This is a genomic window from Telluribacter sp., assembly GCF_035998675.1.
GTDB lineage: Bacteria > Bacteroidota > Bacteroidia > Cytophagales > Spirosomataceae > Telluribacter.
Genome location: NZ_DASYHI010000015.1, coordinates 155707 through 178553 on the forward strand (window position 1 = coordinate 155707; position 22847 = coordinate 178553).

Here is a 22847-nt window from a genome sequence, read left to right on the forward strand (position 1 = left end):
TTCTTTTAAAATTGAATAGTAAAACCTGCTGTGTACGTCTTGACCATGGGGTATACCGAGATCTCGATACCCGCCAGGTTGCTGGAACTGGGGTCGAAGGAGTTAACCTCGGGATCCACGCCCTTGTAGTTGGTCAGAGTAAATACATTGTTTGCTCTTACGTACACTTTGGCGGTACTTCCTCCCAACTTGTCTGTTATTGTTTTCGGAAGGCTGTACGACAGGGTTATGTCCCTCATCCGTATGAAGGAGCCATCCTCCACAAATCGGGTATCAAAGGGGTATTCGGCCGAGCGCTGTCTTCTGGCGGCAGGTACCGTAGTATTGGTGTTGGTGGGAGTCCACCGATTCAGAACCTCTTTCAATTGATTGCCTCCGGGGGTCACATTGGCCATTGTCCAACGGTTATAGTTTACGATTTCGTTTCCGTAGGAGAAATTAAGGAAGAAACTTAGATTCAAGCCCTTGTAATTGAATTGGTTGCGCAGGCCACCAAAGAAGTCAGGCAGAGCCGAACCAATAATGGTTCTGTCTTCTCCGGTAATTCTGCCGTCAGGCTCCCCAGTGGGGCCTGACAGGTCTCTGTACCTGACATCACCCGGCTGGGCATTGGGCTGGATCAGTCGAACCGCTCCATTGGCATCGGTAAAGGTATGGTTGGACACTTCTTCCTGACTGGCAAAAATACCGTCGGCCACCCATCCGTAGAAAGAAGGAAAACTGGCTCCTTGTCGCAGTAATCCGATGTTACTTGTGCCTAACAGACTGAAATAGGGAATGTCATTTTCTCTGGGGAGGCTGACAATCTTGTTGTCCAGAAAGGAGATGTTAAAATTGGACTCCCAGGAAAAGTCTCCCTTATTCACATTCACCGTATTTATTAGTAGTTCAAACCCTTTGTTCTGGAGCTGGCCAATATTCCTGATTACATCTGAACCCACATAGGCAGACTCGGGCAGCGGAACGGCAAAAAGGAGCTTGGAGGTATTCTTGACAAAGTAGTCAGCTTCCAGGGTAATTCTGTTGGAGAACAATCCAAAGTTAAAACCAACGTTGAGTTGCTCTGTTTCTTCCCAACCCAGGTTAGTATTAGAGATAGATACAGGAGCAAACCCCTGTACAATAGAGTTGCCCGCGCCAATAGGATAGGCATAATCCCTGGAAGCCAGTCGGGCAAACCGGTCATACGCCCCGATGCCATCCTGGTTTCCATTGATCCCGTAAGAAACCCTTAGTTTGGCATCGCTGATGGCCCTGATCTCCTTCATGAATCCTTCTTCGCTAAGACGCCAAGCCACCGCTGCGGAGGGGAAGTACCCAAACCGCTTGTTAACCCCAAATCGTGAAGAACCATCTGCGCGCATCGTGAGGGTCAACAGGTACTTGTCCCTGAATCCGTAATTTACCCGTCCTAAATAGGAGATTAGAGCCCAGTCCACCATGACACTACTTGGTAGTTCCTGCACGGAGCCGTTTTCCAGGACATTCGAACCTAACACATCATTAGGGAAGTTTTGGGCGGCAAAAGTCCTGCCTACCCGGCTGGCGGTTTGCGTCATTTGGCCTACCAGCGCCTCCAATCGATGGTCCTTGCCAAATAATTTGTTATACGTCAGCGTATTTTCTAGTACCAGGTTGGTCCGGTCATCGTAGCCATTGATGGCTCTGCCTCCTAAATCTCTTCCCCGCTGGACAGTTCTTGGAATATATACCTTGTTTCTTTGGGTTCTGTAATCAAACCCAAAGCTCGTCTTGAATTTCAGATTACTTAGTATGTTATAATCTACATAGAGATTTCCTATGGGTCTGAAGGTGGTGGTTTTGTTGGTAACGTCATTGACTAACCCTACCGGGTTGGTTACAAATACACCCGTAGAGCCATCCAGGAAATCTTCAAATACCCCCTCCGGATTTGTTACTGGTGCCAATGGGCTAAAAGAAAGTACTGACCGAAAGGGATTTTGTCCGGAGGCTCCTCCGGGTAAATTATTGTTGTTTATGTTGGAAAGAGTCAGGCTAAAACCAGTAGCAAACTTTTCAGAAATTATATGGTCGATATTGGCCCGAAAACTTACTCTCTCAAATCCATTGTTAGGAATAATTCCATCCTGCCTGAAGTAATTCCCCGAAATGGCAAACTTGGTTTTGTCAGATCCACCATTTAAGGAAAGCTGGTGATTGTGCATGATGCCTTTCCGGTAAAGTTCATTCTGCCAGTTGGTACCGTTTCCTACTACGTTCAGTACAGAATCTATGTTTGGATAACGAAGGTCGGTACCGGCATTGGTTGCAAATTCATTCTGCAGTTCCATGTACTCGCGGGCATTCAGCACTTCGAATGTTTTGGTTGGCTCCTGGAATCCAGCGTACGCGGAATAAGTAACCTTGGTTCTTCCGGCCTTTCCTCTCTTGGTAGTAATCAACACCACTCCGTTGGCTCCTCTGGCGCCATAAATGGCGGTCGCCGATGCATCTTTCAGGATTTGAATACTTTCGATATCGCCGGGATTAATGGTAGCTAAGGGAGAATTGGAAACATCAGGACTGGCATAATCACCGCCTCCTCCAAAAGGAACGTTTTCGATGGGTACTCCGTCAACAACATATAGAGGCTCTACGGCTCCGTTTATGGAGCCAATGCCTCGCACCCGAACGGATACGGCTGCCCCCGGGGCTCCACCGCTTTGGGAAACCATAACCCCGGCGGCATTGCCCTGTAAAGCCTGTTCTATTGTGGCAACCGGAACCTCACTGATGGTTTCTGACTTGATGGAGCTTATAGACCCGGTAAGGTTCTTTCTTTCCTGCGTACCGTATCCCACCACGACTACCTCGTTGAGAGACTGGTTCTCAGGTTTTAGTGAAACATTCAGTACTGACTGGTTTCCCACTGTCACCTCCTGGGTCTTATAGCCCACAAAGCTGAATACCAGCACGGTGTTATTGGTTGGTACCTCTATCTGAAACCGACCTTCCGCGTTAGTAGTAGTACCCCGCTGGGTACCTTTTAGCACCACGCTCACGCCGGGTAGTCCAGAGCCACTTTCATCGGTGACGGTACCGGATACATTCCGGTCCAGCTGCCCGGTGGTCGCCGGTATCTTGATTTTCTGCTCGAGCGGCATTAATCCCGATGAAGCGGGCGTAAGGAGTATCTTTTTTCCCACCAGCTCGTACCTGATGTTCATAGGCCTTAGCACACGGTCCAGGACATCGCCCAGGGGTTCGTTGCTGGCCTGCACCGTGATGCGCTGCTGGCCGCGCAGTACGTTGGAGCTGTACATAAACTGTACATCTACCGCTTTTTCCAATTGGCGAAGTACCTTTTCCACCTCAGTATCTTCCACCCGTAGGCTAACCCGTTTGTTCAGGTAATCCTGCGCACGTACGGGACTGGCATAAGTTGCCCCCAGCACGACTACCATCAGTAACAATTGGGCAAAGGAAAACCTCATAAGCTTGATCCAGATTTGGCTTGTAGCTCGTTTTTTCATAATTTTAATTGGGTTTATTGAAATAGTAAGTCAAAAAGCATCCTCACACTATCTGATACAGATAGGCACGTCCGACAACGAAGGGAAGCTGAACCCACCGGCGGTGCTGCAACACCGCCGTTTTTTTTATGGGTACGGAGAAAGCGTTGGTTACGGTAAAGACTTCGTCATACGCAAAGGATAAATGTAAAGATTATGGGTTATAAGAATTGTTAAGATTAGTCAAAAGAGGCTTGCTAACGGCAGCCATCGGCCCGGACTATAATCTGCCCGTCCACGAGCTCGTACCGCCCCCCTACCAGCTTGCAAAGAATGGCCACTTTTTCCAGCATGGTTTCGTTGGCCAGCGAGGCCGTAATCCGACAGTTCTGCAGTGCTTCTTCATCAAACTGAATTGGAATGGCATAAGCCTGTTGTATCTGGTTCAGGACCTGCGGGAGCGGGGTTTCCCTGAATTCAAAGTTGGTACTTACCACCTGGGGTACCTGCACGATGGGTCTGGCCACGATGGTCTTAGATAGCTGGCCTTCTGCCTGCTGGTAAATGGCTGCCTGGTTGGGCAGCAGGATAATACCGGCCTTATCGGCTGTATCCTCCTTGTCATCAGCTTCTTTTCGGTACACCGATACCTTCCCCGACTGGACCTGAACCGACACATTCTGGTCGTTTTCGTAGGCCCGTACCACAAAGCGCGTGCCCAATACTTTGGTGACCAGGTCGCCGGCGTAAACTTTAAAGGGTTCTTTCCGCTTTACCACTTCAAATTGGGCCTCTCCCGTCAGGTACACGACCCGTTCGCCTCCCGAAAACTGCGGCGCGTAGCGCAGCACACTTTTCGGGCCAAGCACGACTTTCGAGTTGTCGCTAAGTACCAGACGTAGAGGCTTTCCAGTGGAATTTCGCGTTTCGGTATAGGCCATGTCTACCTCCTGCGGGCTGATAGCTCCCGCTGTACGACTCGCCTGGTTTCTTGGCTTACCTAACCACCAGCCTGCCGCTACCAGAAGTCCCAATAGCCCTATGGCTGCCGCATAGCGGTAGGCGTTGCGCCATGAAAGAGAGCGGCTTGCCGACAGGTTGCCTGGCTTCTGGCGAGTGGACGTTTGTGTAGCTCTTTCCATAAACTGGCTTACCTCGGCCCGTACCAGCTTTTCGGCCACCGGCACCGTCCGGACCCGCATGGCCCGCACCAGTTCTTCGGCTGTACGTAGTACCTCCTGCCGCTCGGGGTGCTGTTGCCCGTAGGCCAGCCAGAAGTCCGCATTGGGGCTCTTACCCTGCACCCAATCGCGGAAGTCGCTGTCCAGCGCCAGTTCTTCGGCTTCGTAGTTATCGTATTTTTTCATGCTTTTTTTCCTAATTCCTGAAACAGTGTAGTACATGGCCCCATGGCTACCAGCAGCCAGCTAAAGGTACCCAGCGTATAGTCGCGCATGTTCTTCAGGGCCCGGTGCAGGAGGTTATAAACGGGTTGTTTGCCTATTTGCATGATTTCGGCGATCTGGTCAAATTCCAGGTTCTGATAAAAGCGCAGGTAGATAATTTCCCGCTGCCGTTCGGGCAGTTGATTCATCAGCTGTTCCAGGCGACGCAGCCGGTACACCTGGTGCTCTTCCTCAATTTGCCGCAGGTCGGCCGAAAACTCCACGTGTACCGTATACTGCTCGTCCGTAAGGCTCATGACCTGCGTAAAGCTTTTCCGGCGGTACTCCTGCAGGAGCCGGTGCTTGACGGTTTTGAACAAATAAGCGGGTACATCCTGGACAACCGCCATGTGCCCATGCTTCTGCCAGAGCGCCAGGAACACATCCTGCAGGCAGTCCCGGACCGTTTCTCCTTCGGGTACAAAGCGCAGCCCCCAGTTGTACAGGTCAGCGTAGAAAGCCTGCATCAGCGTGGCCAGCGCCTCCATATCACCCGACTGGTAGTCGAGCCAGAGCTGTTGTATTTCCTGGATGGTTAAGCGTTGCTTCATTAGGAGTCTTCTGGTCCGGACCAGTTCTGCTTTTTTATACTTGATGTAAGAAATAGTAGGATTTAACCATCCACCTCCGTTTTTTTTCAAAAATTATCAAAAAATAGTCTAATTACCCAGCTACAGCCCGAAGGGACCGGGCTGGTATGGTTTTCGTTAAGAATTTACCCAAAGCTAAAACCTACGCATACAGACATGAATCCCACCATAACCATACAAAAAGAAGAAACCCTGGCGGACAACTGGTATACCCTGAAGACCTATACTTTTTACTACCAAAGCCGCGACGGTACCCAGGAACAACAGAAGCGGGAGGTATACCACAACGCCAACGGTGCTACGGTACTGCTGTATAATACGCAAAAAAGGACGGTGATCCTGACCCGGCAGTTCCGCATCGCCAGCTTCGTCAACGAAAACCCGACGGGTATGCTGATCGAAACCTGCGCGGGAATTATGGACGAAAAAGACCCCGAGGCCGCTGTAATACGGGAAACGGAAGAAGAAACGGGAATAAAGCTCAAGTCGGCCCGAAAAGTATTCGAACTGTACATGTCTCCGGGAGCCGTTTCGGAGAAACTGCACTTCTTTGTGGCCGAATATACCGATGCCATGAAGACAGCGGAAGGGGGCGGCGAAGCCGAAGAACAGGAACATATTGAAGTACTGGAGGTCTCTTTTGAGGAAGCCCTACAGATGGTAGCCCGGGGAGAAATTAAAGATGCGAAAACAGTACTCCTGCTCCAGTACGCCCAGCTAAACAAGCTTCTGGGCTGAAAAGATCTCATTGGTCCCAAATAAAGAAGCACGGCGCGGGCCGTGCTTCTTTATTTGTTTTTCTAAGTACTTGCGTAAAATAAATGTATAATACCGGGCTACTTAGAATGGATTCTAATACTGTGTATATCAGGTACTTTTAAAAAGCTAATGACTATAAGCTAACTCGCTGACAGCTACTATACTAAGCGGCCGATCCACCGGGTTTTTTACTGGAAAAAGTACCCGCCAGATCGCGCATAAATTTTTCGGCTTCGGGCAATGCTTTGTTAAGTACCTCCGCCCCTTTGGCTTTTATTTCTTCTATGTACTGGGGGGCTCTGTCTACTGCTTCTTCGGCTTCGCTCCTCAGGTCGTTAGCGGTTGCTTTCAGATCTTCCATTAATTTTTCGCCTTCTTCGGTCCGCATGTAGCGCTGAAGGGCCACTCCGGCAGCCGTACCGAGAATAAAAGTAGCTACGAATTTGGCACTTATAAACATACTGCAAAGGTTAGAGTGAACAGAATAAGGGACCAAGGTAGGTATACCGGCTTTGGTTTCAAAACACCGGCACAGGTACCTTTCTCTTAAACGTGCTTTTCTTACTAACCGGTATTGTTTGATCTCAAAAACAGCCTGCATCCGGTAGCTAAGTTTGATCTTCTGAAAGTCCGGATTGCTGTCCGGGGCGGCATCGGAGAAGCTGTATTTTTCGTAGCCTAATATACCGATAACATGAAAGTAAGCTAAGGAGGCGGCACCAGGTATACAAAACAAAAGCGGGGCCAGCGCCCCGCTTTTGTTTTGTATAGGTCAGGCGGCTAACCCGCCCGTTTTTTTGCCGGAAAGGCTGGCTACCAGATCGCGCAGAAACTGCTCGGCTTCGGGCAGATTGTTATTCAAGACTTGCTCCGCTCTGGTCCTGATTTGCTCCAGGTACTCCGGTGCTCTGTCAACGGCTTCTTCGGCTTCGTCGCGCAGGTCGTCGGCTCGGTCCTTCAGGTTTTCCAGTGCTCTTTCTCCCTCGGGAGTCTGCAGGTACTGATAAATTACCAGACCGACGGCCGTACCGACCAATACGGTGGTTAAAAACTTGGCACCAAGGTTCATATTGTTAAAAGGTAAGGTGGATAGAAAATTTTTTAGTGGCACAGATTACCCCTCATTCCGGGATAAATCCGCAGACACTGCTAATACAACAAAAACCGGGGCCACTCTGTTATTAACGGATCTCGAAAACCGCCTGCATGCGGTAGCTCAGCTTGATCTTCTGAAAGTCCAGATCGCTGTCCGGGGCGGCATCGGCGGCCGATTCGGCGGCCATCATACGCACATTGGCTTTGGCGTACACGGGCTGCGGGTAGTACATGTTATCCTCCAGTTCCCGGATTTCCATCACCGGCCCCACCTTTTGGTCAATGGCCTGCAGCAGGTAGGTAGCCTTTTCTTTGGCCGCTTTCAGTGCGTTGATCTTTACCTCCTTTTTCAGCTCCTCCTTCTGGGAGTGGTCTACCCGGCTTATGCTGGCGTACTGAATGCCTCGGCTGTCCACCCCCGACAGAATGGCATCCAGCTTATCGGGCTGACTTACTTTCAGCTGGTACTGCTTGCTTTCCAGGAAAGTACTTGGCCGCTTTTTCTTTTCCCAGTAGTTCTGGTACCCGCCCAGGCCGCTCACGGTAAGACTCTCTTTGGGTAGTCCGGCATCGGCTACCGCCTTCATCAGTTGTTTTTCCAGGGTGTTGATGACCACCTTGTCTTTCTGATTTTTTTCGTCTTTAAAGTACTCCCGCAGCGATATGGTAAAGTACAATTCATCGGGGGTAATCTCCATTTCGGCAAAGCCTGTTACTTCTATTTTATTGGTTTGGTTCTGGGTTAGCTGAACCGTCTGGGCCAAAGCAGGTGCCAGGGTAATACCTGCCAGCAGGAAGGAGAAAAGTACCAGGTGTTTTTTCATGGCTGTAGTAGGTAATTAAGTAGTAAGTTGTCTGGTGTTAGATTCAAAAAGGGAGTAAATAGTTTAGCCGGTACTTAAATTTAAGGGTAAAAACTTAATCAGTCCTGATAACCGGGGGAAGTTTTGATTGTCGATTGCGAACTATCAAATATATCCAAATCGACTCTTTGCAATCGAAATTCGACAATTCCTTTACTCTAACTGAAGCAGCGTTAGCCAGGCTTCCTGTACCTTTCCTTCGGCCAGGAGCAGCTGAGCGTGGCGGTGCAGCAGATCGGGCAGGTACTGGCACCCGTGCCGGGCTTCCTCACGCAGTTCGCGCAGTGTTTCGGTTTGTCCGAATACCTGCACCTCGGCGGGCTCCGGTAGCTGCAGTACACTGCCCAACCGCCCCAGGTCATTGCCGGTCAGGACACGGGAGGTCCGTACGGATTCGGGCAGGGCATCAACGCCAATACCCATTTGGGGGCGGGGTACTTCAAACAAGGCCTCCCCCGCCGCCCGGGCGTAAAAGTCAGTGCCCAGGCGGGCTACCCAGTCGGTGCGGCGCTGGTCTATCTGCCCGTCTTCACCGAAGAGGGTTTCGGAAAAATGCGCCAGTACTACCTCGGCAATGATAAGTACCATGGAGCCTATTTCTTTTACTTCCAGTACCTTGCACTCAAACTGCGCCGGCGACTCCTGCACCCGCGGCGGCCTGACCCGCTCGGAGGCCAGCGGAGTAAAGCCCGCTTTAACGAACTCATCTACCCCCCGCTCAAACTCAGCGCTTGCCAGCGACATCTGCTCCACCATTGAATAGGTGACCATGTTAATGACTACCTCCGGTACTTCCCTAACGTTAAGTGCGGTATGCTTGTGGGTATTGTCACGGCCGCGGCGGTTGGGCGCAAACACCAGCAGGGGCGGGTCAATGCCCATGTAGTTGAAGAAGCTGAACGGACTCAGATTTACATTTCCCTGCGCGTCGATGGTACTGGCAAAGGCAATCGGACGGGGTGCCACCGAGGCGGTCATGTGTTTATAAAAAGTGCGGGCACCCAGTGCGGCGGGGTCAATGGTTTTCATGTATCAGAAGTAAATGAAGCGGTTAAACCAATAAGGGTATACGGTCGTAGAACCGGGAAGCAGCCGCAAAAGTTTAGGAAGTACTTCTTTGAAAAGGCCGGGCTCAGCCTTCGGCTCCGGGTTGTTCAAGGGCGGGAAGTACCTTTCCCCGTACCTCACCAAAACCTACCCGAAGGCCATTTTTGTGGGCAAATCCCCGCATAATCACCTCGTCGCCGTCCAGCAGGTAGGTACGCTGCCCCCCTCCCGCTATTACCACCGGACTGGTACCTCCTTTGGTCAGTTCCAGCAGGCAACCATTACTTCCCCGACTGGATAGTCCCGGACTGGATGGTCCCGGCCCGGTCCCGCTGATGGTACCGGTAGCTAACAAATCACCAATGGAAAGATTACAGCCCGTAACGGTATGGTGGGCTATTTGCTGCCGGATGTTCCAGTACAGGTACCTGGCGTTGGTCTGGCATAGGGTACTTTCGGGTAGTTCGCCCGGCTTTAAGGCCACCTCCAGTTCCAGGTCCAGATTGAACGCCCCGCTGGTACGGAGGTAAGGCAGCGGCGGCGGCTCCTGCCGGGGCCCCTCGGTTTGGAAAGGTACCAGGGCATCCATGGGCACTACCCAGGGCGAAATGGACGTAGCGAAATTCTTACTCAGAAAGGGCCCCAGGGGCTGGTACTCCCAGCGCTGTATGTCGCGCGCCGACCAGTCATTGACCAGTACACAACCAAAAACATAATCGCCCGCCTCCGAAGTGGCTACGTTACTTCCCAATGGTGAATTTTTACCAATAATATAACCCAATTCCAGCTCGAAGTCCAGCGCCTGGGTGGGGCTTAATACTGGCACCTCAGCTCCGGCTGGTAAAATTTGCCCCTGCGGCCGATGCACCGGCGTGCCCGATACCACTATGGAGGAGGCGCGTCCGTGGTAGGCTACGGGCAGGTACTTCCAGTTGGGCATCAGGGGGTTGTCGGGGCGGAAAAGCTTGCCGACGTTGGTGGCGTGTTCAAGACTGGAATAAAAATCGGTGTAGTCGCCAATGCGCACGGGCAGATGCATCCGGGCCTCGGCCTGCCGCACCAGTACCTGGTCGGCCACCGCCCGCAGGGGCGACTCTTCTTCCGTTACCAACCGCTGCAGGCTCTTCCGCAGGGACTGCCAGGCCGGACGCCCCTGCGCTATGAATTCATTAAGTACTTCCTGTTCAAAAACAGAAACCGCCCCCTCCCACTCGCTTAAAAGTCCGAGTTGGGCGGCGGCGGCCAGGTCTAGTATCCACTCTCCCAGGGCAACACCCACCCGGGCTTTTTCTTTTCCTTTACTAAAAATGCCGTAGGGCAAATTGTAAACGGAGAAGTCGGAGTCGGGCGATACGGGTAGCCAGGAAGGGGGTTGTATCATTCGGTTTCGCTAAAATTATTATAGATTGAATCCATAATCCGGACAAACTGCTGGTAGTCCGCTTCGTCGAGCTCACCCCAGCCTTTGCGGCGAATCTCGGCTACAATTGGAAAAGCCTCCGCATGACATTCCACTCCTTTGCTGGTCAGGAACAGGTTGAATTTCCGGCGGTCGCCCGTAGCCATCCTCCGCTCCACCAGACTCTTCTTCTCCAGCAGGTCCACAATACGGGTTACGGTCGGGGGATCTTTGTAGGTAACTTCGGCCAGGGCGTTCTGACTGATGCCCCCCTCCCGGGAAATATGGTCCAGGAGTACCCATTGATCCACCGTCAGATCAATACCTCCCTCGTTCAAACGCTTCTGCAGCGCATTGCGGATCTTTTTAATTGTGGTGTCAATTTTAAAAAAGTAGGCACGCTGGTCGGAATGATGGGTCATAGGATACTTCTTTAAGGGTTCGGCTAAACTACTACATCCTACAAATATACTATACGCCAACTATTAGCCTACTAAGTAATCGCTTATTATTTTGCCAATTTTTTAGTAAACGGTTAATTTGTTTATCGTTTTATCTAATATTTCTTCGATTTCGACTACTGATCCATAAAGTTGCTCGTAGGAATCAATCACGAAGTAGTGGTCCTGGTACCGGTCAATATGGTAGGGAGTATCCAACAGCGTAGCTACATCAAAACTAATTTTGGGTACCTCATTGCTCAGGCAGTACACACTTTCCCCGGGCGACGACAGAATACCTCCCCCGTAAATTTTGAGTTCTCCTTCTTCCCGTATCATCCCAAACTCCACGGTATACCAGTACAGGCGCGAAATGCGCTGAATGGCTTCCTCACTATCGATAAACCGCAGCGCTACCTCACTCAGGTCCGTCAGAAAATGACAAAAGGCCTGATTGGTCAGTAAGGGTACATGCCCGAACGTATCATGAAACATATCCGGCTCTTCGAGGTAGTCCAGCTGTTCGGGCTTACGCAGCCAGGTAGAGGACGGAAATTTTTTATCCGCCATCAGCCCGAAAAATTCCTTGTGCGGAATAAGCCCCGGTACTACGTATACTTCCCAACCCGTAAGCGCCCGCAGCCGCGGATTGGTTTCTGCGGCAAAGTTGGGAATATGGTCGGCAACGAAACCTACCTTGTCAATACCATCAAGGTAAGCCCGACTGGCAATAGCGGGTAGCTGTTCCATCTGCCGCTCAAATAGCCGCTTCCACACAGACTGGTCGGCGGCGGTGTAAGTATTATATGCTTGATCCATGGCTTCTTTGTTTATAATTACTCGTGTGGTTAGTGAATAAGTAGTCATTTCCAGCCACTACCAATTGAACAAAATGACTATGCCTGACCTTTCTCTACCACAGGTACTACTTCCATTCCCCATTTATAAGGTACCCCGAAGGAGTTGCTCCCGCTCAATAGCTTCAAACAAGGCCTTGAAGTTTCCTTTCCCAAACGATTTAGCTCCTTTTCGCTGGATAATCTCAAAAAATAAGGTCGGACGGGGCATAATGGGCTTAGTAAAAATCTGCAGCAGGTAGCCTTCCTCGTCACGGTCAACGAGTATACCCAGCTTACGCAGCTCCGTTATTTCTTCGTCAATATTCCCTACCCGATCCAGCAGATCATCGTAGTAAATAGCCGGTACCTGCAGAAACTCCACACCCCGCTGTCCCAGTTCGGTTACGGTCTCAATAATATTATCGGTGGCCACGGCAATGTGCTGTATACCCGAACCTCCGTAGAAATCAAGGTACTCTTCTACCTGGGACTTTTTGCGGCCCTCGGCGGGCTCGTTAATCGGGAACTTGATACGTCCGTTGCCGTTGCTCATGACTTTACTCATCAGGGCGGTGTAGTCAGTAGAAATGTCTTTATCGTCAAAGGACACCAACTGCCGGAAACCCATTACGTCGGCATAAAACTGTACCCACTTATTCATTTCGTTCCAGCCTACGTTACCTACCATGTGGTCAACGTAGCGCAGTCCTACGGCTTCGGGCTGGTAGGTTGGCTCCCATTTCACATAACCCGGCAGAAATACCCCGTTGTACGCTTTTCGCTCCACGAACAGGTGAACCGTATCCCCGTAGGTACCTATACCCGAACGTACTACCCATCCGTGTTCGTCCTCCTCGGTAGTGGGTTCCATATAAGAGGTAGCTCCCCGGCGGATGGTTTCTTCGTAGGAGTAGGTGGCGTCGTCTACCCAGAGGGCTACTACCTTCACCCCATCGCCGTGCTGGTCGATGTGTGCCCCGATGGCCGTACCGCCCACCAGCGGTGAAGTCAGTACCAGGCGAATCTTGTCCTGCACCAGTACGTACGACTCCCGGTCGCGCAGGCCCGTTTCCAGTCCGGCGTGGGCCAGGGGCTGAAAACCAAAGGCCGTCTGAAAATAAAGGGCCGACTGCCGGGCATTACCTACGTAGAGTTCTATATAATCGGTACCATTCAGGGGTAGGAAATCTACTTCCTGTTCGGTACCGGCTTGTTGCATATTTTTCAATTCCAGCGTTTCCATAGTTCTTGTTGATGAAGTTTAAATATTTGGAGAAAAGGTACGAAAGCGGACGCCGCGCGGGAGGAAAGCAGGAAAGTAACTTTCTCTTGTACCATTCCTCCTTTCTTCCCTTCCTCCTTTTATTCTTTTCTCCTTTCCTCCTCCTGTTACGGTTCCAGCCAACTCTGGTAGTACTTGCCGTCGTCAATAGCGATGGCAGCTTCGGTGAGCATCAGCGGCCGGAAAGTATCCACCATCACGGCCAGCTCCTGTGTTTCCTTTTTGCCAATACTCCGCTCATAGGCCCCCGGATGCGGACCGTGCGGAATACCGCCCGGATGTAGCGTAATGTGCCCCCGGGCTATGTCGTTGCGGCTCATGAAGTCGCCGTCCACGTAGTACAGTACCTCGTCCGAATCAATATTGCTGTGGTTGTAGGGCGCGGGTATGGCCTTGGGGTGGTAGTCGTACAATCGGGGACAAAATGAGCATACCACAAAGGCATCGGTCTGGAAGGTCTGGTGGACCGGCGGCGGCTGGTGAATTCGCCCCGTAATGGGTTCAAAATCATGAATAGAAAAACCCCAGGGAAAGTTATAGCCGTCCCAGCCCACGACATCGAACGGGTGAGAGCTGTAAACCAGCTGGTGCAGGGCATTACCCTTCTTGATTTTCATCAGAAACTCTCCCTTCTCGTCGTGGGTTTCCAGGTCGCGGGGTAGTTTATAGTCGCGCTCGTGCATGGGCGAGTGTTCCAGTAGCTGACCAAAGTGGTTGCGGTACCGTTTGGGCGTATAAATCGGTGTGCGGGATTCAAGGTAAAAAAGCCGGTTATCGTCGGTATCAAAGTCGATTTGATAAATCATGCCCCTGGGAATAATGAGGTAGTCGCCGTACTCAAACGGAATGGTACCCAGCAGGGTCCGTAGCCGCCCGCTCCCCCTATGCACAAAAAGCAGCTCGTCAGCATCAGCATTTTTATAGAAATAATCGGTCAGGGAGGTACGCGGAGCAGCCAGGCCAATGGTTACGTCTTTATTCACCATGAGGGGTACACGACTTTCCAGAAAGTCGTCCTGGGGCTCAATCGAAAAACCAATCAACTTCCGCATGGTAAGGTTGTTGGCGACGGCCAGCCGCGGTGACACGTCCAGCGCCGGCGCGATGGCTTTTACCTGCGTAGGCCGATGCACCTGGTACAGTAGCGACGACATACCGTCGAAGCCGATGGTCCCGAACACCTGCTCGTAGTACAGGCCACCGCCAGGTTTCTCAAACTGCGTGTGGCGCTTGTGCGGTATTTGTCCAAGTCGGTGATAAATCGGCATGGTGTGGTTTGGTTTAGCTTCTTTTTAAAAAGTCAGGGGTGGACCTCCGCCCACCCCCAGTATGACGAAGTGTAATTTGACTATTTTATTGCCTTGGCAACAATTATACTAACAATAAACAAAAGACGCAAGTATTTTGTACTATTTTATTTTTTAGTTTAATAAAATACATATTGCTTCTTCCCTTATACAAACCACACGGGCCGGGCTAGTGTTTTGGCTGTAAATAGAAAAAGCCGGGCCCAACCAGTCACGGGTACTTGGAATACGAGTTGAAATTCCAAAAAATTACCCCCCGGACAACCGTGAGGCGGTATCCAGGGGGTAAAGGAAGAAATTGAAGCAGTAACAGGTACCTGGGTCAGGCCGAGTTTCGGGCCGCGTTAATGATTCCAAACATAGCCCGTACTACCAGTTTGCTGTACTTCTCGGGATCAACGGGCAAGGTTGCGGGGTCATCGGCCAGCATTTGCAGGGCGTACTGCTGTATTGTAATGAGCGGCAACACAATGCGTTCACGGATTTTAATGGACTCCTTGGTTACCTGATTGCTGTCGAGGAGTTCTTTCTGTCCCGAAATCTTGAGCAGCTGTTGATTTGTACATACAAACTCATCGTACATCTTATCCCAGAACGCCAGGTAGTCTTCCTCCTGACGCAGGTACTCGGTAGCCGGAAAAAATGCCTTGGATAGCGACTGCATGGAATTTTCGACCAGGGTCCGGAAAAACAGTGATTTCTGGTAAAGCTTTTTAATTGCCTCTCCTTTCCCCTCCTTCGTGAGCTGGTCAATGGCTGAACCAAACCCGTAGAAGCCGGGTACATTCTGCTTCATCTGGGCCCATGAACCCACAAACGGAATGGCCCGCAGGTCTTCAAATTTGAGTCCTTCGCCGTCATTGCCCCGCTTGGTCGGGCGACTTCCGATGTTGGTCTGGCCGTAGAAGCGAAGCGGGGTTTTCTTTTCAAGGTACTTTACAAAAACCGGGTGGTTTTTCAGGTCAAGGTACGAGTGGTAGGCCGCTTCCGCCAGTTCTTCTAGCAGGGCTTTGTCTTCCTCGGTGAGTTGCTCTTCCTGGCGGCTGGGGCTGAACAAATGGTTTTCCAGACCCGCCGTAAAGAGGCGCTCGAGGTTGAACATGGCCGTAGAAACGGTACCATAGTTCGAGCTGATGGTTTGTCCCTGTACGGTCAGCTGAATTTCTTTATCCTCAATGTCTTTACCCAGCGAAGCGTAGAAGTTGTGATTGTTGCCACCCCCACGGCCCGGAGGTCCTCCCCGGCCGTCGAAGAAGGTTACTTTTATTCCATATTCGCGGGAAATTCTGGTCAGTTCTTCCTTGGCCCGGTAGATAGACCAGTTGGCCCGGAGGTACCCTCCGTCCTTGGTACCGTCCGAAAAACCGACCATGATGGTCTGGTGGTTGCCGCGGTAGTTCAGGTGGTTACGGTAGTAAGTATTTTCGTAGAGCTTCTTCATCACCCCCCCCGCGTTGGCCAGGTCGTCCACTGTTTCAAAAAGAGGTACTATATCCAGGGGCAGCAGGCCTTCTTCGTCGGCAATCAGATTTTTGGCAATGGCCAGTACTTCCATGATGTTCAGGGCGCTCTGCGAGTTACTGATCACGTACCGGTGGGCGCCATCTTCTCCATTGCGTTTCTGGATGGTACAGATAGACCTGATGGACCCCAGAATATCCTTAGTTTGCGGGTCTTCGTAGTCTTCGTCACGCAGGGGTATATTCAGCGAGAGCAGCAGGTCTATTTTTTTGTCTTCGTCCCAACTGGTGTAGTCGCTGTATTTGAGCAGGGGAATCTTTCTTTCCAGACGCGTCAGGATATCTTTCCAGGCTTTGGTATGCTTACGGCTGTCCTGACGTACATCCAGGCTCGCAAAGAAGAAACCAAAGAGCCTTAGTTTCAGAATGAATTCATCCAGCATTTCCACGAACAGGCCCTGGTGTTTGTCTACAAGTACTTCCCGGGCTCCCAGCAGCTCACCGATCAATTCTCCGGCACTGGAGTAGCCTTCTTCTTCGGGACCAAAAATAGTACTGTTCATTTTACGCTCAGCCTGAGCTATGGTATCCTCCACGCCCCGGAAAGTAAGGCGGCGCTTCAGGTTACGGATGTCCCGGTAGTAGGCCCTAAGCAGGGTTTCGCGCAAACGATCCGCTACCTGTAGGGTAGTTTCGGCGCTAACGAAGGGGTTACCGTCGCGGTCACCGCCGGGCCAGAAGCCCAGCCGGAATATCTGCGGGTAAGGCCATTCGTGAACCGACATATTCAGGGTGTCGATCAGCTTGAGCAGAATGGACGGAATGGCCTCGTAGTATACGTTTTCCAGAAACCAGCACAGGCTTACTGCTTCGTCATAGGGGGTAGGTTTATTTTCGTTGGTAAAGCCCGTTTTGCCTAATTGCAGCAGCAGGCGGTTCACCTCCGAAAAATCATTGACCCGGATGGCGTCTTCCAGATCGTGAATAATCCCAAGAACCTTACCCGGATAAAACTGCGTAGGATGGGCCGTCAGGACAATCCGGACGCAAAAATCCTGCAGCTTATCGAGCATTTTCTGGCGCAGTTCCGGGGTATCCAGCCGCTCAATCAGGAAAGGTACTGAACCCTTACCGCTCAGGTCGTGGGTCTGGTCAAAGGCAGCGTCTTCCACCGAATCAAACAAAACTACCTGCCGCTCAATGTACTGGATAAAAGCAAAGAGCAAGTCTACCCTTTCCTTAGGCGTAGCGTCTTCCAGGAGTTCACTGAAAAAGCCTTCAATAATCTGACGCGGCGATTTACCCTGCTGAAACCCCTCCTCACTCTGTTGGGTAAGTAACGGCAGCAGCGACCCCGTCTGAAAGATACCCGGATAGGGCAGACTCAGAAAAAGGCTGTTAAAAATAGTGTACTTGGTAACGACGGCGTCCTGAAATACGTGGCTCATGGGAAAGGGACGAAATTATGTATGGGATACTCTTTTGCAGGGCAAATATATCCTAAAAAATCGGTTTCAGGCCTTAGGATGAGCTTGCTGATGCGTTTTTTTGAGTTTCTCGATGGAGTTGTGGGTGTAAATCTGGGTCGCGGCCAGGTTGGCGTGGCCCAGTAATTCCTTAATGGCGTTGAGGTCGGCGCCGCGGTTGAGCAGGTGGGTGGCGTAGGTGTGGCGCAGCACGTGGGGGCTTTTTTGCGGCAGGGTCGTAACGGCCGAGAGGTACTTTTTTACTACCCGCTGCACAAAAACCGGGTAGGCCGGCTTGCCCGTATCCGTAAGCAAGAGTTGCCGGGTAGCTTCGGCGGGGGCCCGCTGGCCCATATAGTCCACGAGCAACTGCGCCAGACTGGTCGTAATAGGTATCAGCCGCTCCTTGGAACGCTTTCCGTATACCCGCACAATTCGGTTTTCGGTATCTACCTGCTCCACTTCCAGGGCAATCAACTCCGAAAGGCGCATGCCGGTACCATACAGTAATTCCAGCAGGATGCGGTCGCGTAGTCCTTCAAAACCTTCCGGAAACTCCACATGGTCAAACAGCCGGTCCATAGCTTTTTCCTCCACGAAGGCAGGCAGCTTTTTCCGGGTTTTCAGCGAATTCAGGTTGGTAGTGGGGTCCTTCAGAATAAGATTTTTCCGGCGCAGAAATTTGTAATAAGAGCGGATGGTAGCCATTTTCCGGTTCACGGAGGTTGGATTCAACCCCTCCTCCACCAGACTCACTACCCAGGAGCGCAACATGGGAGGCGTGGCCAGCTCGGGGGTAGAAAGCTCGTACTGAAACAGCAGGTACTTGGCAAACTGGTCAAGGTCATGACCGTAGGCCGTCAGCGTATGTCCGCTGGCGCGTTTCTCATAGCGCAGGTGATCCAAAAAAGATTCTATCATACCGCCAACCTACAAAAAAAGGCCGTCTTTGACAAAACGGCCCTCTTTAATATGGATACAGTAATCCTGCTGAACTTTCACTCAGAGCAGAAAGAGTATGCTAGTTTTCGTGGTGGTTACCGTACATTCTCTCTTTGTAAACGGCACGCAGAACCTCAAAACGACGCTTTACCGATGGCTTTTCGAAAGCCGTACGTGAACGAAGCTGACGCATCGTACCAGTTCTCTCAAATTTCTTCTTGTAACGCTTCAGCGCGCGGTCAATGGATTCGTTGTCTTTTACGTTAATAATGAGCATACCTGAAAATTATAGATGTTTTTGTTCAGTTTCAGAAAATCGGATTGCAAAGAAAATACAGATTCGGCAGAAAATCAAGGAGTAACCTATCTTATTTTAGGTTATTTTTGGGGCTCTGACTAAATTTCTGCTGTATGGCCTCCCGTTTGGGTATTATTGACTTAGGTACCAATACCTTCCACCTGCTAATCGTCGAAAAATCCGGCGACGGAGCTACTCCGCTGTACCAGACCAGCCGCCCCGCCCGCATCGGTAAGGGGGGCATAAACCAGCGGGTCATTACGGCCGAGGCCATCCAGCGGGCGCTGGGGGTACTCCGCTCCTTCCGCGAAAAACTGGACGAATACCAGGTACCCCTCGACCATACCTTTGCCTTTGGCACCAGTGCCATTCGAAACGCTGATAACTGCGCCGAGTTCTGTGCTATCATACTTCGGGAAACGGGCATTAAGATTACGGTTATCAACGGGGACGAGGAAGCCCGGTACATCTACCACGGGGTGAGGTCCGCGCTTGATTTGGGCTCCCGGACTTCCCTGATCATTGATATTGGCGGAGGAAGCGTCGAATTCATTATTTGTAACAAGCAGCAGATATTCTGGAAGAGGAGCTTTGAAATAGGCGGGCAGCGGCTTATGGAGCGGTTTATGCGAACGGACCCACTGGCCGAAAGCGACCGGAAACGGCTGTACAACTACTTCGACGAACAGCTCATTCCGCTGGCCAATGCCGTCCACCAGTACGCTCCGACGGTATTGGTCGGTTCGTCCGGTTCTTTTGACACCCTGGTGGATATGGACTACCACCACCGAACCGGGCAGTGGCCTCCCCGGCACAAAAAAAGCTACGAATTGCCGCGGGAAGAATTTTACCGGAGTTACGAACTCCTGGTTACCCGGAGCCACCCGGAACGGATGGCACTACCGGGTATGATTGAGCTGCGGGTAGACATGATCGTAGTGGCGGTTTGCCTGATTGATTACCTGCTGCGTACCTACGGCATCCATGACATCCGCGTGTCAACTTATTCGTTGAAAGAAGGAGTACTGGCTACCATGAGCGAGGAGTAGGTATAGTTTTTTAGGTAGGTAATACCTATCATCACTCTAACCAGATACCGGATTCCTGCTATGGATGCTACCAAACACCATATACCCGTTGCCCGCACGGCTACTTACTATACCCTGGGAGAATTAAACGCTAACACCAAACGTGTGTGGTTTGTACTGCACGGTTACGGCCAGCTGGCGCAGCCTTTTATTAAAAAATTTGAAAGCCTTGACGATGGGCAGACTCTGATTGTAGCCCCCGAAGCCTTATCACGCTTTTATCTGGAAGGTAGTTTTGAGAAAATAGGCGCTTCCTGGATGACCCGCGAAGAGCGTGAACTGGAGATTGATGACTACGTATCGTACCTCGACCAGGTTTACCAGCGCGTTATGCAGGAAGCCAAAGTCGAGGATATGGAAATCAATTTGCTGGGCTTTTCGCAGGGTACTGCTACCGCCTGCCGCTGGGCAAACCGGGGCATGATTCGTTGCGATCGCCTAATTCTGTGGGCAGGACACCTCGCCAACGGCCTCAGGGATCTGCTCAACCCGGATCGGATGCCATCGTCGTGTTATTTTGTATACGGCGCCCAGGACCAGTTTTTATCCAAGATTGACCTAAGTACCTACCTGGATAAGCTGGCTGAAGAGGCCCCCCAGATGAAGATTATACCTTATCAGGGAGGCCACGCTATTAATGAGCACGTACTGAAAACGCATTTTATTTCCGGTGAATCGAAGTCGCGGAGGCCTGAGCCGCGGCCAGAATCGTAATGTCCGCAATGGTCACGTGGTCGGGGGCACTGACAGCAAACAGGATTGTTCTGGCAATGTCCTCGGCCCGTAACGGCTCAAATCCCTCGTATACTTTCCCCGCGCGGTCCTCATCACCTTTGAAGCGTACCACCGAAAACTCCGTTTCCACGGCTCCCGGCGCAATATTGGTAACCTTAATGCCGTGTTGGGTAAGGTCCAGGCGCATACCTTCGCTCAGGGCTTCCACCGCCGCTTTGGAAGCGCAGTATACTGTTCCGTTGGCGTAGGTTTCCTTACCCGCAATGGAGCTGATGTTGACTATATGCCCCTTTCCCCGTTCTATCATGCCGGGCGTCAGGGCTCTGGTTATGTACAGCAGTCCCTTTACGTTGCTGTCCATCATAGCGTCCCAGTCGTCCGGATCACCGGCATTGACGGGATCATAGCCGTGGGCATTGCCGGCATTGTTAACCAGAATATCAATGTTTCTCCAGTTGGCGGGTAAAGAGTCCAGGGCGTGAGCCATGGCCTTACGGCTGCGAATGTCAAAAGACAGGGCAATGGAACGTACCCGGGAAGACAACGAAGTAACCAGTTGTTCCAGGCGGTCTTCGCGTCGTCCGCACAGGATCAGGTCATAGCCGGCGGTGGCAAAGGCTTCGGCGGTGGCTTTTCCGATACCGGACGAAGCTCCGGTAATTAAGGCAATACGGGTCATGGGTAGTGTTTTTCGTCTATGTAAATAAGTAAAAATAATTCTTCAAAGAAAAACTCAAATAGAAAGGGTATGTTCATTTTTATTTGGCTTTACTCTGCTATATGTGGGTATCAATCCTGTAAATTCAATCTCCTATTCCCCCGCCCTGATGAAACCGACCCCCTTATTCCTCTTTGCCCTGCTGCTGGTTGGCGGAGGACTTACCCTCTTAGCCCTGTCGCCCCGGAAAGCGCCCTTAGCCACTAAGCCCAATATAATCTACATCATGGCCGATGACCTCGGCTACGGAGACATTGGCCCCTACGGACAGGAAAAAATTAAAACGCCCCACCTGGACCAGCTGGCGGCCGACGGCTTGAAGTTTAACCAATTTTACGCCGGAAGTACCGTGTGTGCTCCCTCCCGCTGCGCCCTCATGACGGGTAAGCACACGGGGCATAATTACATCCGGGGCAACGGCGAAGTACCGCTCCGCCCCGAAGATACCATCCTGCCCGAGTACCTGCAAAAGGAAGGCTATACCACGGGGATGTTTGGCAAGTGGGGCCTGGGCGACATGAACACCACCGGTATGCCCGACCTGAAAGGCTGGAGCCAGTTTATTGGCTTTCTGCACCACGTGGAGGCGCACTTTCAACTACCGGGTATCCTGTGGCATTTCAAGCAGGGAAGTACTCCGGTAAGGGAGCGCATAGGTACCGCCCACCAGGGCTTCGCCAATGATTTTATTGCCGAAAAAGCAGTCAATTTTATTGAAGAAAATAAAACGAAACCATTTTTCCTGTACCTCTCCCTGACTATCCCGCACGCCGAACTGGTCATGCCCGACAAGATTCTAAGCCGATACCAGGACCCTGACGGCAACAGTGTATTCGGTCCCGAAGTACCTTACCCGGGCCTGCACTACGGTGGTCAGCGCCAGCCCCGCGCGGCCTACGCCGCTATGGTGAGCCGGGTGGATGACTACGTAGGAAACGTACGGGCCAAACTGCGGGAGCTGGGCCTGGAAGAGAATACGCTCATCTTTTTCACCAGTGATAATGGTACCCACGTAGAAGGCGGACGTACGGCCAAAGACGTAGAATTTTTTAAGAGCAGCGGACCGCTGCGGGGCGTAAAGCGCGACATGTACGAAGGAGGAATAAGGGTACCGGGCATCGCGTACTGGAAAGGGAAAATCAAGCCCGGCCAGACTACCGACTTCTACGCCGCCAGCTGGGACTGGCTGCCTACTCTGCTGGACCTGGCCGGAAGTACCACCAAACTCGAGACGGACGGCGTATCCATGGCTTCGCTCTTTACCCAAAACAAAGCCCCTAATGTAGGCGAACGTTCCCTTTACTGGGAGTTCCACGAGGGTGGCTTTTCGCAGGCTCTCCGCAAAGGCGACTGGAAGATCATACGACTGAAGAAAAAGGATGGCAGTGTAAAGACGGAGCTATACAACCTTAAAAATGACCAGAGCGAACAAAAAGACCTGGCGTCTACACAGCCCGAACGCCTGCGGCAGATGGAACAATTGCTCAACGCCGCCCGTACCAAATCAGTACATCCGGCCTTTGTAACGCTGGGGTATTAACCTCACCCCTGGCCCCTCTCCTGACAGGAGAGGGGGAACTTTTGCTCTCCTTTAAGGAGAA

At 51.5% G+C, this 22847-nt stretch carries 20 protein-coding genes; 4 read left to right on the forward strand and 16 right to left on the reverse strand.

Annotated features, from left to right (window positions below; translation table 11 throughout):
* Positions 1-5 precede the first annotated feature (5 nt).
* The 3 genes from VGN67_RS08325 to VGN67_RS08335 form a co-directional block, all read right to left on the reverse strand.
* Positions 6-3494: a TonB-dependent receptor gene (locus VGN67_RS08325; RefSeq protein ID WP_327486342.1), complete on the reverse strand. Its 3489-nt coding sequence runs from the start codon at positions 3492-3494 to the stop codon at positions 6-8.
* A gap of 236 nt (positions 3495-3730) precedes the next feature.
* Positions 3731-4840, reverse strand: coding sequence for a FecR family protein (locus tag VGN67_RS08330; RefSeq protein ID WP_327486343.1), 1110 nt, complete (start codon positions 4838-4840; stop codon positions 3731-3733).
* Positions 4837-5469, reverse strand: coding sequence for a sigma-70 family RNA polymerase sigma factor (locus tag VGN67_RS08335; protein WP_327486344.1), 633 nt, complete (start codon positions 5467-5469; stop codon positions 4837-4839). The genes VGN67_RS08330 and VGN67_RS08335 overlap by 4 nt, the downstream gene beginning before the upstream one ends.
* 195 nt (positions 5470-5664) lie before the next feature.
* On the opposite strand from VGN67_RS08335, the gene VGN67_RS08340 reads away from it, so the two are divergent.
* Entirely contained in the window at positions 5665-6246 is a 582-nt protein-coding gene (locus VGN67_RS08340) for an NUDIX domain-containing protein (protein WP_327486345.1), read from the forward strand.
* 184 nt (positions 6247-6430) lie between these two features.
* On the opposite strand, the gene VGN67_RS08345 is transcribed toward VGN67_RS08340, so the two are convergent.
* The 12 genes from VGN67_RS08345 to rpsU all read right to left on the reverse strand — a co-directional run bounded on the left by VGN67_RS08345 (position 6431) and on the right by rpsU (position 18684).
* The gene (locus tag VGN67_RS08345) at positions 6431-6727 is read right to left on the reverse strand and encodes a YtxH domain-containing protein (protein ID WP_327486346.1); all 297 of its coding nucleotides are present in this window, start codon (positions 6725-6727) and stop codon (positions 6431-6433) included.
* Between the two features lie 312 nt (positions 6728-7039).
* Positions 7040-7336 (reverse strand): YtxH domain-containing protein, encoded by a 297-nt coding sequence (locus VGN67_RS08350; protein ID WP_327486347.1) that lies wholly within the window; start codon positions 7334-7336, stop codon positions 7040-7042.
* Positions 7337-7448: 112 nt separating this feature from the next.
* Complete coding sequence (locus tag VGN67_RS08355) at positions 7449-8186, reverse strand: SIMPL domain-containing protein (protein WP_327486348.1); 738 nt, start codon at positions 8184-8186, stop codon at positions 7449-7451.
* Positions 8187-8378: 192 nt separating this feature from the next.
* A complete protein-coding gene (locus tag VGN67_RS08360; RefSeq protein ID WP_327486349.1) occupies positions 8379-9254 on the reverse strand; it encodes a flavin reductase family protein in 876 nt (291 codons plus the stop codon).
* 103 nt (positions 9255-9357) lie between these two features.
* The gene (fahA, locus tag VGN67_RS08365) at positions 9358-10653 is read right to left on the reverse strand and encodes a fumarylacetoacetase (RefSeq protein WP_327486350.1); all 1296 of its coding nucleotides are present in this window, start codon (positions 10651-10653) and stop codon (positions 9358-9360) included.
* Positions 10650-11093 carry a MarR family winged helix-turn-helix transcriptional regulator gene (locus tag VGN67_RS08370; RefSeq protein ID WP_327486351.1) on the reverse strand — a complete coding sequence of 148 codons (444 nt, stop codon included), beginning with the start codon at positions 11091-11093 and terminating at the stop codon, positions 10650-10652. The genes fahA and VGN67_RS08370 overlap by 4 nt, the downstream gene beginning before the upstream one ends.
* Before the next feature lie 102 nt (positions 11094-11195).
* On the reverse strand, positions 11196-11978 hold the full coding sequence (locus tag VGN67_RS08375; protein ID WP_327486352.1) for a phenylalanine 4-monooxygenase: 783 nt from the start codon (positions 11976-11978) through the stop codon (positions 11196-11198).
* 75 nt (positions 11979-12053) lie between these two features.
* On the reverse strand, positions 12054-13193 hold the full coding sequence (gene hppD, locus VGN67_RS08380; RefSeq protein ID WP_327486353.1) for a 4-hydroxyphenylpyruvate dioxygenase: 1140 nt from the start codon (positions 13191-13193) through the stop codon (positions 12054-12056).
* A gap of 146 nt (positions 13194-13339) precedes the next feature.
* Positions 13340-14500, reverse strand: coding sequence for a homogentisate 1,2-dioxygenase (locus VGN67_RS08385; RefSeq protein ID WP_327486354.1), 1161 nt, complete (start codon positions 14498-14500; stop codon positions 13340-13342).
* A gap of 361 nt (positions 14501-14861) precedes the next feature.
* Positions 14862-17447: a phosphoenolpyruvate carboxylase gene (locus VGN67_RS08390; protein WP_327486355.1), complete on the reverse strand. Its 2586-nt coding sequence runs from the start codon at positions 17445-17447 to the stop codon at positions 14862-14864.
* Between the two features lie 66 nt (positions 17448-17513).
* Complete coding sequence (locus VGN67_RS08395; RefSeq protein ID WP_327486356.1) at positions 17514-18386, reverse strand: tyrosine-type recombinase/integrase; 873 nt, start codon at positions 18384-18386, stop codon at positions 17514-17516.
* Between the two features lie 100 nt (positions 18387-18486).
* Positions 18487-18684, reverse strand: coding sequence for a 30S ribosomal protein S21 (gene rpsU, locus VGN67_RS08400; protein WP_327486357.1), 198 nt, complete (start codon positions 18682-18684; stop codon positions 18487-18489).
* A 134-nt stretch (positions 18685-18818) separates the two neighbouring features.
* On the opposite strand from rpsU, the gene VGN67_RS08405 reads away from it, so the two are divergent.
* Positions 18819-19754 (forward strand): phosphatase, encoded by a 936-nt coding sequence (locus VGN67_RS08405; RefSeq protein WP_327486358.1) that lies wholly within the window; start codon positions 18819-18821, stop codon positions 19752-19754.
* A 60-nt stretch (positions 19755-19814) separates the two neighbouring features.
* Positions 19815-20507: a phospholipase gene (locus VGN67_RS08410; protein ID WP_327486359.1), complete on the forward strand. Its 693-nt coding sequence runs from the start codon at positions 19815-19817 to the stop codon at positions 20505-20507.
* Here the strand turns inward: VGN67_RS08410 and VGN67_RS08415 are convergent.
* The gene (locus VGN67_RS08415) at positions 20455-21207 is read right to left on the reverse strand and encodes an SDR family NAD(P)-dependent oxidoreductase (protein ID WP_327486360.1); all 753 of its coding nucleotides are present in this window, start codon (positions 21205-21207) and stop codon (positions 20455-20457) included. The genes VGN67_RS08410 and VGN67_RS08415 overlap by 53 nt on opposite strands.
* A gap of 148 nt (positions 21208-21355) precedes the next feature.
* On the opposite strand from VGN67_RS08415, the gene VGN67_RS08420 reads away from it, so the two are divergent.
* Positions 21356-22786, forward strand: a complete 1431-nt coding sequence (locus VGN67_RS08420) for an arylsulfatase (RefSeq protein WP_327486361.1) — start codon at positions 21356-21358, stop codon at positions 22784-22786.
* Positions 22787-22847: the final 61 nt, after the last annotated feature.